This is a genomic window from Streptomyces pseudogriseolus (genome assembly GCA_002154585.1).
Lineage (GTDB): Bacteria > Actinomycetota > Actinomycetes > Streptomycetales > Streptomycetaceae > Streptomyces > Streptomyces pseudogriseolus.
Genome location: MUNG01000237.1, coordinates 1 through 12,757, shown reverse-complemented (window position 1 = coordinate 12,757; position 12,757 = coordinate 1). Strand labels below are relative to the sequence as shown.

General features: G+C 72.6%; 13 protein-coding genes and 3 pseudogenes. 6 read left to right on the top strand and 10 right to left on the bottom strand.

From position 1 onward, the window contains the following. The 3 genes from CCN29_RS21600 to dhaK all read right to left on the bottom strand — a co-directional run. On the bottom strand, positions 1 to 188 hold a 188-nt coding region (locus tag CCN29_RS21600; protein ID WP_503167722.1), incomplete at its 3' end, for a PTS sugar transporter subunit IIA domain-containing protein. 1 nt (position 189) lies between these two features. Beyond that, complete coding sequence (gene dhaL, locus CCN29_RS21595) at positions 190 to 813, bottom strand: dihydroxyacetone kinase subunit DhaL (protein WP_006134482.1); 624 nt, start codon at positions 811 to 813, stop codon at positions 190 to 192. Between the two features lie 64 nt (positions 814 to 877). Then, on the bottom strand, positions 878 to 1,870 hold the full coding sequence (dhaK, locus tag CCN29_RS21590; RefSeq protein WP_006134480.1) for a dihydroxyacetone kinase subunit DhaK: 993 nt from the start codon (positions 1,868 to 1,870) through the stop codon (positions 878 to 880). Positions 1,871 to 2,175: 305 nt separating this feature from the next. On the opposite strand from dhaK, the gene CCN29_RS21585 reads away from it, so the two are divergent. The 3 genes and pseudogenes from CCN29_RS21585 to CCN29_RS21575 all read left to right on the top strand — a co-directional run bounded on the left by CCN29_RS21585 (position 2,176) and on the right by CCN29_RS21575 (position 3,789). Beyond that, positions 2,176 to 2,541, top strand: a complete 366-nt coding sequence (locus tag CCN29_RS21585; RefSeq protein ID WP_006134479.1) for a DUF7134 domain-containing protein — start codon at positions 2,176 to 2,178, stop codon at positions 2,539 to 2,541. A gap of 119 nt (positions 2,542 to 2,660) precedes the next feature. Further along, positions 2,661 to 2,870, top strand: a pseudogene (locus CCN29_RS36835) (DUF8746 domain-containing protein); the annotation flags it as partial. Positions 2,871 to 3,081: 211 nt separating this feature from the next. Continuing rightward, positions 3,082 to 3,789 carry an ABC transporter permease gene (locus CCN29_RS21575; protein WP_086683831.1) on the top strand — a complete coding sequence of 236 codons (708 nt, stop codon included), beginning with the start codon at positions 3,082 to 3,084 and terminating at the stop codon, positions 3,787 to 3,789. On the opposite strand, the gene CCN29_RS21570 is transcribed toward CCN29_RS21575, so the two are convergent. The 7 genes from CCN29_RS21570 to CCN29_RS21540 all read right to left on the bottom strand — a co-directional run bounded on the left by CCN29_RS21570 (position 3,751) and on the right by CCN29_RS21540 (position 8,235). Continuing rightward, positions 3,751 to 4,386, bottom strand: coding sequence for a hypothetical protein (locus CCN29_RS21570; protein ID WP_086683827.1), 636 nt, complete (start codon positions 4,384 to 4,386; stop codon positions 3,751 to 3,753). The two genes, CCN29_RS21575 and CCN29_RS21570, sit on opposite strands and share 39 nt — an antisense overlap. Then, the gene (locus CCN29_RS21565) at positions 4,383 to 4,847 is read right to left on the bottom strand and encodes a hypothetical protein (protein WP_442538439.1); all 465 of its coding nucleotides are present in this window, start codon (positions 4,845 to 4,847) and stop codon (positions 4,383 to 4,385) included. Before CCN29_RS21565 ends, CCN29_RS21570 begins: the two co-directional genes overlap by 4 nt. Positions 4,848 to 5,031: 184 nt before the next feature. Next, positions 5,032 to 5,445: a hypothetical protein gene (locus tag CCN29_RS21560; RefSeq protein ID WP_086683822.1), complete on the bottom strand. Its 414-nt coding sequence runs from the start codon at positions 5,443 to 5,445 to the stop codon at positions 5,032 to 5,034. Positions 5,446 to 5,458: 13 nt separating this feature from the next. After that, positions 5,459 to 6,721 carry an AAA family ATPase gene (locus CCN29_RS21555; RefSeq protein ID WP_086683819.1) on the bottom strand — a complete coding sequence of 421 codons (1,263 nt, stop codon included), beginning with the start codon at positions 6,719 to 6,721 and terminating at the stop codon, positions 5,459 to 5,461. A gap of 9 nt (positions 6,722 to 6,730) precedes the next feature. Further along, the gene (locus CCN29_RS21550) at positions 6,731 to 7,018 is read right to left on the bottom strand and encodes a hypothetical protein (RefSeq protein ID WP_086683816.1); all 288 of its coding nucleotides are present in this window, start codon (positions 7,016 to 7,018) and stop codon (positions 6,731 to 6,733) included. Between the two features lie 138 nt (positions 7,019 to 7,156). Further along, complete coding sequence (locus CCN29_RS21545) at positions 7,157 to 7,444, bottom strand: DUF1876 domain-containing protein (RefSeq protein WP_031016699.1); 288 nt, start codon at positions 7,442 to 7,444, stop codon at positions 7,157 to 7,159. Positions 7,445 to 7,590: 146 nt separating this feature from the next. Further along, positions 7,591 to 8,235 (bottom strand): CBS domain-containing protein, encoded by a 645-nt coding sequence (locus CCN29_RS21540; RefSeq protein ID WP_086683812.1) that lies wholly within the window; start codon positions 8,233 to 8,235, stop codon positions 7,591 to 7,593. Positions 8,236 to 8,366: 131 nt separating this feature from the next. On the opposite strand from CCN29_RS21540, the pseudogene CCN29_RS36100 reads away from it, so the two are divergent. The 3 genes and pseudogenes from CCN29_RS36100 to putP all read left to right on the top strand — a co-directional run. Next, positions 8,367 to 8,798 (top strand): annotated as a pseudogene (locus CCN29_RS36100) (universal stress protein); the annotation flags it as partial. 4 nt (positions 8,799 to 8,802) lie between these two features. Continuing rightward, the gene (locus tag CCN29_RS36095) at positions 8,803 to 9,063 is read left to right on the top strand and encodes an adenine nucleotide alpha hydrolase family protein (RefSeq protein WP_442538440.1); all 261 of its coding nucleotides are present in this window, start codon (positions 8,803 to 8,805) and stop codon (positions 9,061 to 9,063) included. A 220-nt stretch (positions 9,064 to 9,283) separates the two neighbouring features. Beyond that, positions 9,284 to 12,743 (top strand): annotated as a pseudogene (gene putP / locus CCN29_RS21530) (sodium/proline symporter PutP). The last annotated feature ends 14 nt before the right edge of the window (positions 12,744 to 12,757 follow it).

The window sequence follows — 12,757 nt, the reverse complement described above, 5'->3', positions numbered from 1 at the left end:
ACGGACGCCGCCGCGGCGGCGATCAGCTCCGCGCTGGTGCCGAGGTCACCGCTCTCGGTGCCGCCCGCGGGAGCGACCGGCACCGACGCCCCCGCGCCCGACAGGCCCTGCGCCAGCTCCGCCACGGAGGACGCGACCGCCGCGCTGTGCGAGACCAGGACGATCCCGACCAGCTTTCCGTCGCCCACCTCACTCACCCCCGCCCGCCTCCCCGTCGCCGGGTCCGGCCTCCAGCAGGGCCGAGACGAGCAGCGCCGCCGAGGTGGCGCCCGGGTCCTGGTGCCCGATGCTGCGGTCGCCGAGGTAGCTCGCCCTGCCCTTGCGGGCCAGCATCGGCGTCGTCGCGACCGCGCCCTCCCGGGCGGCGTCCCGCGCCGCGGCGAACGACTCGCCCAGCGCGTCCACCGCGGGGAGCAGCGCGTCGATCATCGTCTTGTCGCCCGGCGCCGCCCCGCCCAGCTTCATCACGGCGTCCACCCCGGCCCGCAGCGCCTCCGCCAACTGCTGCCGGTTCACCTCCGGCGCCTCGCCCAGCGTCTTGCCGGTGCGGCGCAGCAGCGTCCCGTACAGCGGGCCGGACGCGCCGCCCACCGTGGACACCAGCAGGCGGCCGGCCTGGGTGAGCACCGCGCCGGGCGTGGCGGGCGGCTCCTTGTCCAGCGCGTCCTTCACCGCCCGGAACCCGCGCTGGAGATTGCTGCCGTGATCGGCGTCGCCGATCTCCGAGTCGAGGGCGGTGAGCCGTTCCGCCTCGCTGTCCACGGATGCGGCGGTGACCGTCATCCAACGGCGGAAGAAGTCGGCGTCCAGCACGGGATCTCCTCGCGTGGTAGGTGACCGGGGCGCGGGCCCCGGTGTCGATCGGCTCCGGTGTGGATCACATTCCCCAGCGCAGCCCGGGCGTACTCACCGGGGCGTCCCACAGCCGCAGCAGCTCCTCGTCGACCTGGCACAGGGTGACCGACGCGCCCGCCATGTCCAGGGACGTGACGTAGTTGCCGACGAGGACGCGGGCGACCGGGACGCCGCGCTCGCCGAGCACCCGCTGCACCTCGGCGTTGAAGCCGTACAGCTCCAGCAGCGGCGTCGCGCCCATGCCGTTGACCAGCACGAGCACCGGGTTGCGCGGGGTGAGGTCGTCGAGGATCGCGCCGACGGCGAACTCGGCGATCTCCCCGGACGTCATCATCGCGCGCCGCTCACGGCCCGGCTCGCCGTGGATGCCGATGCCCAGCTCCAGCTCGCCGGCCGGCAGGTCGAACGTCGGCGAGCCCTTGGCAGGCGTGGTGACCGCGCTGAGCGCCACGCCGAAGCTGCGGGAGTTCTCGTTCACCTGCTTCGCGAGCGCCTCGACCCGCTCCAGCGGCTGCCCCTCCTCGGCCGCCGCGCCCGCGATCTTCTCCACGAACAGCGTCGCACCGGTGCCCCGGCGGCCCGCCGTGTAGAGGCTGTCGGTCACCGCCACGTCATCGTTGACCAGCACCTTCGCCACCTGGACGCCCTCGTCCTCGGCGAGCTCGGCCGCCATGTCGAAGTTGAGCACGTCGCCGGTGTAGTTCTTCACGATGAACAGCACGCCGGCGCCGCTGTCCACGGCCGCCGCGGCCCGCACCATCTGGTCGGGCACCGGTGAGGTGAACACCTCGCCGGGACAGGCCGCCGACAGCATGCCCGGGCCGACGAACCCGCCGTGCAGCGGCTCGTGCCCCGAACCGCCGCCGGACACCAGGCCCACCTTGCCCGCCACCGGGGCGTCCTTGCGGACCACCACCCGGTTCTCCACGTCCACCGTCAGCTCGGGATGGGCCGCCGCCATACCGCGCAGCGCGTCCGCCACCACGGTCTCCGGAACGTTGATCAGCATCTTCATCGGTACCTCCTGGGGGCTGAGCAGGCGGGTCGTCGTACCTGTGGTGCCGGTCGGGCGGTCGCGGGGCGGATGCGTACCGGCAGGAGCCCCACAGAGGCAGTATCGGCCTTGCGCCCCGAGAGGGCACGTGAGACGACGTCCGGCGAGCCGGACGATCTTTCCCGGCGACACGGCCACAGCTCAGGATCTGCCCTCGGCCGGTGCGATCCAAGGGGGCGTCACCGGGTTTCACGCACGGCGCCCCGTCCCGGCGTGTACTCCCGCGGTCGTACGCGCGGCCACGGAAAGACTCCAACGGTGAGCCTGTGAGCCGTACCGATCTCTCACCGCGCCGCCGGATCCTCCGGCCTCTGCCCCCGTTCCTCGCGGACGCCGTGGTCGCGGCGGTCGTCGCGCTGTTCACCGGCCCGGACGCGGAGGTCAACGACCCCGGACACCGGCAGGCGGACGAGGTCACCTGGCTGCTGTTCGCGGTGTCCGTCGGCGCGCTGCTGGTGCGCACCCGGTGGCCGGTGGGCGTCGCGGTGGTGACCGGGGCGGCGTGCGCGGGGCGGGCCCTGTACGGACACATCGGCGAGCTGCTGAACCTGCCGGTGATGGTGGCGCTGTACACCGTGGCGGTGCGAGGGAACCGGACACCGAGGGCATCCGCTGGATCCGGACCCTGCTGAAGTCCCTGGCGGCGGAGGGGCGCACGGTGTTCCTCTCCAGCCATCTGGTGAGCGAGCTGGAGCTGACCGCCGACCGCATCATCGTCATCGGCCGCGGCCGGCTGCTCGCAGACACGGACATGCGGGACTTCATCGAGACGCACTCCCCGGACGCGACGCTGCTGCGCACCCCGGAGCCCGCGCCGATGCGCGCCCTGCTGGACAGCCACGGCGCCGTGGTGCGCCCGGACCCGGAGGGCGGCTGGCGGGTGACCGGCCCCACGACCACCGCCATCGGCGAACTGGCCCGCGAGCACGGCCTCGCCCTGCACGAACTCATCCCGTACCGCTCCTCCTTGGAGGACGTCTACACCGAGCTGACCGGCGAGGCCGTCGAGTACCGGGGGAGCGGCAACACCGACGACAAGGAGACACAGCCACGACGACCTCGACGACCACGGCCGCCGCCTCGCCCTAGGCTTCCGGGAGGCCCTGGCCTTCGAATGGACCAAGTTCACCGGACTGCGCTCCACGCTGTGGACCACTGCCGCGACCGCGCTCATGACGGTGATCGGCGCGGTGTTCGTGGGCGCGACCGGCAGCCTGCAACCCGACGACACCGTCCTCGGCGGCAGCCTGACCCTCAGCGTGGTCGCCCTGATGACCGCCGGAGTGGTGGGCGCGCTGTCGGTGTGCGGCGAGTACTCCAGCGGCACGATCGCCACCACCCTGACCGCCGTGCCCCGGCGCGGCCGCGTGCTCGCCGCGAAGGCCGCGCTGGTGTCGGCGACGCTGTACGCCGTCGGACTCGTCTCCTGCACGGCCGCGTACCTGCTGGGCGACGCGGTCATCGACGGCTCCCACCCCCAAGGGGAGCCGCTGCCCGCGCTGTTCGGCATCGCGGCGGTCTTCGCCCTCGTCGGGGCGCTGGGCCTGGCCATCGGCACCTTGGTACGCCACCCCGCGGGCGCCGTCACCACCGTGATCGCCGTCCTGCTCCTGCCGTCCCTCTTCGGCCTCCTCCTCGGCGACCTCCAGCGCTGGATCGCCGGCGCGACCCCGACGGCCGCACTGGAGAAACTCACCCAGACGTCGGACGCCACCCCGGACACGGTGGGCAGCCTGGGCGCCTGGCCGTCCCTGGCCTCGGTCGCGGCCTGCACGGCGCTCGCCCTGACGGGCGCGGCGGTGGTGCTGCGCAGGCGGGACGCGCGAGGGTGGCGGCCGCTGTCAGACGTCGTCCGCCCACGGGTCGTAGACGGTCAGTGAATGCGCCAGTTCCTCCAGGTCCGCCGCGGCTGCCATGAGGCGGGTGACGTCCTCGGTCGCCGTCCACAGCACGACATCGGCACCGGGCTCGTCGAGCTGCCAGGCGTAGCGCACACAGGCGATCAACCGCGGGGAGTCGTCCTGCGGCACGTAGCGGAAGGTGGTCAGGCCCTTTCCGAGCCGCCGGGACACGAAGGGCTTCACCACCGGCGGCTCCACCGCTGCCGGGTCGTCGGCCATCGTCAGGGCGCGCAGCGTCTCGTCGCGCGGCTCCGAGGAGGGCCCGATCGCCGCGAGCACGGGAAGCGGCACATCGAGGGGATGGTCCCGGTGGAGGAACAGCCAGTGGTTCGTGCCGAGAGGCGAGAAGGTCTCCGCACACCGGGTCAGGGTGGCGGCGACGACATCGATGCCGTCCGGACCCGGGTCCAGCTCCCGGTCCGCCCACAGGTCTTCGGCCTCCTCACGGCACCAGGCCCGGATGTCGTCCCACTCCTCCAGCATGTCGTCGCCGCCGTCGTGCGGAGGGATCGCAGTCCACGGGTACGGATCGATGTGCTCGATGTCGAGGACGGCAAGGAACGGAGGCCGGCTCACCCGCGCCTCCAACGGAACGTCGCCATCACGGCGTCGAACCACTCGACGAGGGCGTCGGCGAGCTCGTCGTCGGGCCTGCCGCCACCGACCGTCGAGAAGGCGGCCAGGAACCAGCGGGCGGCGTCGCCGGGCACGGACGCGAGGTATTCGACCCGCCGGGACGCGAGTTCCGCCCCTCGGCCGGCGTCGGCCGGAACGACGTGCTCTCGACGGACGGCCACGGCCCCGTCGAGCTCTCCCGAGCTGAGGTCGGCGTTCCGGGACCCGTCTCGCGACAGGAGCCGCACGGCCACGTCGGTGGGGTCGCCGGCGTCGGACTCACCGCGGCGTGGCAGCAGGGTCTCGGACACGACGAGGGAAGCACCCAGGTTGACGGTCCCCGTCTTCCTGACCGGCAGGTACAGGTCGAGGGCGCCGCTCCGCCGGGCTTCGGCGACCACGCCGCGGAAACGGCTCTCCAACTGCCGGGTGAAATCGCTGGCTTGACCCGTCGACGCACGGAACGGAACACGACTGAGAGCCTCGTCGAGAATCCGGCGAACGGCGTCCTCCGTGCCGTGGCGAAGGGGGAGGCGGGTCCAGTCGTCGGGCAGGATGATGCGGTAACCCGTGACGGGCGAGTCGACGGACACCAACTCTGTTGCCTCAGACGGCATTCGAGCGCTCCCGCCGGTTCAGGCACCAGATCCCAAGGAAGGTCGCCAGCGAAGCGACGACGGCGATCCACAGCGGCCGGCCGCCTCGGAAGGCGCTGCAGGCAGCCGCGTAGGAGAGGTACAGCCCGGCCGCCGACTTCACGTAGATGGCGTCGTACGACAGGAGCCGCCAGTCGGCGGAGCGGCGATGCAGGAGGAGCAGGAGAGGCGGGCTCAGCGCGAAGAGCGACCACTCCCAGGTCGGCAGGCCGACCACGGCGTCTCCCAGGAAGTCTTCGGTGGCCGGGCCGGCGAGAAGGCGTACACATGCGAGGGCGAGGACGACCTTCAGGACCGTGACCGACCGGTCGATGCGCTTCTGCGCACCATCGCGTCGTGTTCCGTCGACTTCCTGGCGGGTCATCGCACCCCCTCCGTCACCACTGACCGACCGGCGCTTCCATGCGCCCCTTCGCCTTGTCGTACTTTCCGCCCGAGACGTCGTCCCCGACTTTGTCGCCGAGGTCCAGAGCAGTTCCGACCGCCCATGATCCCTGCATTTCCCTCAGGTGGCGCTGCGCGTGGTGAGCGTTGCTCGACAGTGTCGTGTTGTCCGGGTAGGTGTCCCGCCACTTCCGGATGTCTTTCATCTGGCGGCTGACCTGTGCGTCCCCAAGGGCGCCGGCCGTCTCTCTCGCGTTCGTCAGGGGCAATTCGGCGTCGCGTACGGTGTCGGCCGCGCTCCTTCCCGCCGTTCGGTTCTCGCCCTCCATGCGCAGCCGCCGGGCTCTCGCCCTTTCGCGGTTCTTGCCGGAGGTTCCCCCTCGCTTGCGGCCGGCGCGCGCTGCTGCCCTACGAGCGCCGGCATTGGACGCGGCAGCCCGCGCCTTCGCGCCGTCGCGGGCCAGACCGGAGGCGGTCTCCCGGGAACTTCGCTGGAGCGCTTTGATCGCCTTGGCCGCCTTCAGCCCGTTGCGCGTCAGCTTGAGTGCCCCGATGTCCATGAGGACGTCGAACCATGAGCCGTTGCCGGTCACCGCCGTCGCCAGGTGGGACAGTGACACGGCGACGGTCAGACCGAGTGCGAGCCAGCCCGCCACGGGGATGAACATGGCCAGGATGCCCGCGGCCGTCGCCAGCCAGCTGAGGCGTTCGGTCCATGCCTGCAGCCAGTCGGCGTCGGCGATCCAGCCTTTCACGTCGCTCCAGAGGCTGTCCTTCATGTCGTCGTCGATGGACGACCGGATCTTTCCCGCGAAGTGACGGGCACGCTCCCGGTAATCACCCTCGACGGTGGCGAGCCTCTTCCGTGCGTCCTCCAGATCGTCCCGGGCGCGTTCAGCCGGCTGCTCGTCGTCGACGGTGTGCTGGGCCTTCTGGGCGCCCTCCAGAACTCTGTCCGCCCGCTTCTGCAGTTCCTCCAGTTCGTCGGCCCAGTCCGACAGATGGCCTTTGACCTCGCGGTAGCGGTCTTCGGCCTCGTCGAGTTTGCGGCCCAGTCCGCGGGCCTCCTCGCCCAGTCTCTCCGCGTACCGGCCTTTCAGGTTGTCGGCCTCGGCCATGGCATGGAGCGCCGCGGCCTGCGTGCGCAGGTACGTGGCGACCTTCCTCATGTGCCGGACCTGGTCGCGAATCCCCTCCGGGTCGCCGGGAACGGGATCACTTTCACGCAGTGGATGCCAGTCCTTGGGTCGTGCCACGGACGTCGTCTATCGCTTCCGCGCGCCGGCCTTCGCCAGGCTGTCCTCGAGCTTCTTGAAGGCGTCCCTCGTGCCTTCGACCATCTGGCCGACCGACTGCAGGGAGTCGAGCAGGCGTTCGCGGTTGTCGTCCCAGTTGTCGACGAAGTGGCTCATGGCCGCCGTCATCTCCGGGGCGCCGACCACCGACCTGACGTCGTCCTTCCAGTCGTCCAGAGCGGTGAACTCGTTGTGGATGGCCTTCAGTTGTTTCGCGGACGTGCTGAGCAGCGTGAAGTCCACGATTAGGTCTGGCATGCGGCAACCCCGTCCGTTGTGCGCCCGTGGCGTTGAGCCGGAGCCAGTGTGGCAGCGTGATCAACGCATACGTGCACATCAGCGGCGTGATGGACACTTTCGGGCGAATCCCGAGCGGGGTGAATCGTTCTTCCCCGTCTACAGCGACCAGCCCAGGACCGGGTCGGTCCTCTCGCCGCTTCGTGCGCCCACGCTCTCGACGTCGCGTTCCGCGATATCCAGGAGTTGGCTGCCCAGGTCGCGCAGGGCGCGGCCCGCGGCCAGCTCGTCGCCGATCTCCGGGACGTCCGTGTCCGCCGGGTTCCGGTGGGCGGCGCCGTGGCCGGTGAGGGTTGTCGTCCCGGTGTCGAGGGTGGCGCGTGCCTTCGTCGTTCCGTCCTCCTCGAAGAGGTAGAGGCGGGTCTTCCATTCCAGGGTGTGCGACATGACTGTCTCCTCCGCCGCGGGCGGCCCGGGATGTGCCGGTCGCTTCCGCCTCCACCGTCCGACTCCGGCGGACGCGGCGCACAGGGCCGAAGGTCCCGGGAACGTGCCGTAGGGCCCGGGTACCCCGGAAACCGACGCGGTGCCGGTCACGTTCCGGCGACCGGTTCCTCGGCCTCGACGGCGGCCGGCCGTGGACGCGTGTCGTCGACCCCGTACGACAGCTGGTCGACGACCGCGACCACTCCGCCGAGCCGGCTCGCCGCGCGTACCGCCACGTCCACGTCGCTGCGCCGCTCCAGCCGGCCGGTGAGGGTCACCACGCCGTCCTCGACGGTGACGGCGAGCGCCCGCGGTGTCAGCCAGAGCGCCGACCCGAGGACGTCCCTGCGCACCGCGCGCTCGATGGCGCCGTCGGTGCGCAGCACGGCCTGGAGCAGGTCGGCGCGGGTCACGATGCCGACGAGCCGCCCCTCGTCGTCCACCACCGGCAGCCGTCCGACGTCGTGCCCGGTCATCAGCCAGGACCCCTCCGTGACCGTGGCGCCCGCCTTTACGACGACCGCCGGGGCCGACATCACGTCGCCCGCGGTGCGGGCCCGCCGGCGCACCGGGCGCGGACGCGTCAGGTCCGACGTGGAGATCACGCCGATCACCCGGTCCTCCTCGTCCGTCACCGGCAGGGCGCCGACGCGGTGCTCCCCGAGCGCGCGGATCACGTCCCCGAGCGCGGTGCCGGGCGCGGCGGTGACCACGTCCGTGGTCATGACGGCGCCAACCTCGGTGATCTTCATTACTGCGTCTCCTCGTGCGGTGGGGTGCCTCCCGGCCTGGCGCGGTCGGTTCGTGTCGGGAGCGGTTGTTTCCAGCCTTCGGGCGCCGCCGCCCGGATCCCAGGGCCTCAGGGGCAGGTGAGCAGGGCCGAATGGCCTCTATGTCCTGGAGGTCTGTTTTTGTGGCTCGGTCTTGGCCGGAACCGTCGGGTGCGTGTCCCGGGTCCGGTGGGCCCTCCCCGCACCCGCCGCCCCCGGCGAGGCTGAGCGTCGACGGGGAACGCTCCGAGCGAGAGGTGCATGCCATGGAGTCGCCGGTAGTCGTCGGTGTCGACGGGTCCGCCGAGAGCCTCGCGGCCGCCGAATGGGCCGCCCGCGAAGCCGCGCGCCGTGGAGTCGCCCTGCGGCTGCTGCACGTACAGGGGCGGCACCCGGGGCAGGGCGGCGGTACGGACACCGCCACCACCGTCGATGGCCGCCTTGCGCCGCGGGTCCTGGAGCGTGCGGCGGAACGCGTCCACGCCGTCCTGCCGGACGTACGGGTGCACGAGGTGCAGGCCGACGGGCCCGCTGCCGTCGCCCTCGTGCGTGCCGCGGAGGACGCCGATCCGCTGGTGCTGGTCGCGCGGGCTCGGCCGGGTCGCCGGTCTGCTCACCGGTTCCGTCTCGCTCGGCGTCGTAGCACGGGCCACCCGTCCCGTCGTCCTCGTACGGCCGGACGCGGGCGGTGACGCGCGCCGGGACGTCGTGGTCGGGGTGGACGTCATCGAACCCTGCGACGAACTGCTCGCGTACGCCTTCGAGGCGGCCCGCCGGCGCCGCGCGCGACTGCGGGCCCTGCACGCCTGACGGCCCCCTGCGGCCTGCTCGCGGCGGACACGCCGGGACGGGGCTCCGTCCGCACGGTCGCAGGGCCGCCACCCCCCCTACGCCCCACGCCCGGAGGTCCCCGCGCCCGCGTTCCCCTGGTTGCATACGTCCGACCTGAGTAGATTTGGCGCCGAAGTCATGTTTTGCCCGCCGGACCGAGGGTGTGCCGCGCATCGCGGGACTTCCGGGCGAGGACCACATGTTCCAGCTGAGCGCGCCGATCGTCGCCACGTTCATCCTGTACGTGCTCGCCCTGATCGGGACGGGGATCCGGGCCTACACCCGCACGCACACCTTCGACGACTTCGCCCTCGGCGGCCGCCGCTTCGGCCCCTGGGTCGCCGCGCTGTCCGCGGGCGCCAGCGACATGTCCGGCTGGCTGTTCCTGGCGCTGCCCGGTGCCGTGTACGCGGCCGGGCTCGGCTCCGTGTGGCTCCCCGTGGGGCTCGTCGTCGGGACGTACCTGAACTGGCTGTTCGTCGCGCCGCGCCTGCGCACCTACACCGAACGCGCCGGGAACGCGGTGACCCTGTCCGGCTATCTCGAAGAGCGGTTCGAGGACCGCACCCGCATGCTGCGCCTGGTGTCCGCCGCGGTCACCCTCGTCTTCTTCACCGTGTACGTCGCCAGCGGTCTGGTGGCGGGCGGGCTGCTGTTCCAGACCGTCTTCGACCTGCGCTTCACCGTCGGCGTCACCCTCACCGGGCTGCTGATCGTCATCTACTCGTGCCTGGGCGGCTTCCTCGCGGTGAGTCTCACGCACGTGCTCCAGGCCTCGCTGATGCTGCTCGGCCTGGTCGTGCTGCCCGCCGTCGCGATCGCGCGCCTCGGCGGCTTCGGCGCCCTCGGGGGCGCCCTCGACGGCAGACAGCCCGCGCTGCGCGAGTTCAGCTCCCGCGTCGCGTACTCGGGAGGGGCGTGGTCGCCCGAGGGGCCGCTCGGGGTCGTGGCGATCGTGTCGCTGCTGACGTGGGGGCTAGGCTACTTCGGCCAGCCGCACATCCTGGCCCGCTTCATGAGCATCCGCAGCACCCGGGACGTTCCCGCGGCCCGCCGCATCGGCACCGGCTGGGCGATCCTCGTCCTCACCGGCGCCACCCTCGTGGGCCTGGCCGGCATCGGCGAGCTGACCCCGGCCCTGACCGACCCCGACACCGTGTACATCGCGCTCAGCCGCCTGCTGCTCGACCCATGGGTGGCCGGGATCGTGCTGGTCGCGGTGCTGGCCGCCGTCGTGTCCACCGCGGACAGCCAGCTGATGGTGTCCTCCGTGGCGCTCACCGAGGACTTCTACCGGGCGTTCCTCCACCGCAGGGCCCGCGACCGGACGCTGGTGTGGGTGGGGCGCGCCACCGTCGTCCTGGTCATCGTGGTGGCGTACGTGATCGCGCTGAGAGGCGGCGGGCTGCTGAACATCGTCGCCCAGGCCTGGGCCGGGTTCGGCGCCGCCTTCGGCCCGGTGGTGCTGCTCTCGCTGTACTGGCCCCGCATGACGTCGGCCGGCGCCATGGCGGGCATCGTCGCCGGCGCCGGCACGGTCCTCGCCTGGGACTCGGTCGACCCGCTGCTCGGCCCGCTCGAGACGAACGTCTACGAGATGGTCCCGGGCGTCGCCGCCGCCACGGTCGCCGCCCTCGTCTTCGGCCGGTACGTCGGACGGCCCCCGAAACGCGCCTTCTGGCGGATGCCCGGCGGCGGCACCAGCTCCGTGGTGCTCACGCCCTTCCTCACCCGCGCGCCCGTCGGCCTGGCCATGCTCGACACGGACCTGCGGTACGTGTGGGTGAACGAACCGCTCGCCCGGCTGATCCCCCTGGAGCAGCGCATCGGGCGGCGGCTCACCGAACTGCGGCCCACCCCCGAGTTCCGGCGCTTCGAGGAGCAGATGCGGCGCGTGCTGGACACCGGCGAGCCCGTCATGGACTTCGAGTTCCGCAGCCAGGACGAGGAGACCAGGGACGCCCGCGCCGTCTCCGTGTCCTTCTTCGGCGTGACCGACCGCCGCGACACCGTCGTCGGCGTCCTGTACATGGTCGTCGACGTCACCGAACGGTGGCGCGCCCAGAGCCGGCTCGCCCTGCTCAACGACGTCGGCGCCCGCATCGGCAGCACCCTCGACGTCCGCCGCACCGCGCAGGAACTCGCCGACGAGGCCGTGCCGCCGCTGGCCGACTTCGTCGCCGTGGACCTGCTGGACACCGTGATGCGCGGCGACGAACCCGCGCCCGGACCGGTCGGCCTGTCCCCGGTCATCCGCCGCGCCGGGCAGTCGTCGGCGCGCGAGGGCGGCTGCGGCGGCAGCCTCGCCCTCGGCGAGGCCGTCCGGCGTGCCCCCTCCTCGCCCGTCACCCGCTGCCTGCTGGAGAGCCGCACCCTCGTGGAACGCACCCTCGACCGCGCGACCAGCCCCTGGGTCACCGAGGACCCCTCGATCGGCGCGTCCATCCTCGAGTACGGCTACAGCTCCCTGATGGTCGTGCCGGTCCGGGCCCGCGGCGTCACCCTCGGCGTGGCGACCTTCGCCCGCACCGAGGGATCCGGCCCGTTCCTCGACGACGACGTGCGGCTCGCCGAGGAGATCGTCTCCCGCGCCGCCGTGGCCATGGACAACGCCCGCCGCTACACCCGCGAGCGCACGGCCGCCCGCGCCATGCAGCAGGCGCTGCTGCCCCAGGGCCTCACCGGCGGGTCCGCGGTGGACGTGGCGTCCTGGTACCAGCCGGCCGACGCCCCGAACGGCGTCGGCGGCGACTGGTTCGACGTCATCCCGCTGTCCGGCGCCCGGGTCGCGCTGGTCGTCGGCGACGTCGTCGGGCACGGCATGGACGCCGCCGCGACGATGGGACGCCTGCGGACCGCGGTGCGCACCCTCGCCAACCTCGACATGCCGCCGGACGAGCTGCTCGCCCACCTCGACGACCTGGTCATCGGGCTGATGGGCGCCCACGACGACCACGAACCCGCCGCCGCGGGCGCCGCCTTCCTCGGCGCGACCTGCCTGTACGCCGTGTACGACCCGGTCAGCGGGCGGTGCTCGATGGCCCGCGCGGGCCATCTCCCGCCCGTCCTCGTCACCCCGGACGGCACGGCCGAGGTCCTCGACCTGCCCGCCGGGCCTCCGCTGGGGCTCGGATACCTGACGTTCGAGTCGCGCGAGCGGGACCTGGCCGAGGGCAGCCTGCTGGCGTTCTACACCGACGGTCTCGTCGAGACCCCGGACCAGGACATCGACGAGGGGATCGCCCGGCTGGGCGCCGCCCTCGCCGTACCCCGCCCNNGCGGACCGGGTCGCCTCCTGGGACCTGCCCAGCGACCCGGAGGCGGTCGGCACCGCCCGCACGGCCGCCGTACGGCAGCTGACGGAGTGGGGCCTGGACGACCTGGCGTTCACCACGGAACTCATCGTCAGTGAACTCGTCACCAACGCGATCCGGCACGCGTCGGGCCCGGTGTCGCTGCGGCTGATCCGTGACCGCGGCCTCATCTGCGAGGTCGCCGACGGCAGCGGGACCTCACCGCGCCCGCGCCACGCCCGCACCACGGACGAGGGCGGCCGCGGCCTGATGATCGTCGCCCAGCTCGCCCACCGCTGGGGGACCCGCCACACCTCCACCGGCAAGATCATCTGGACCGAGCAGCCGTTCGTCGCGGAGCCGTGAGACGGGCCCCCGAC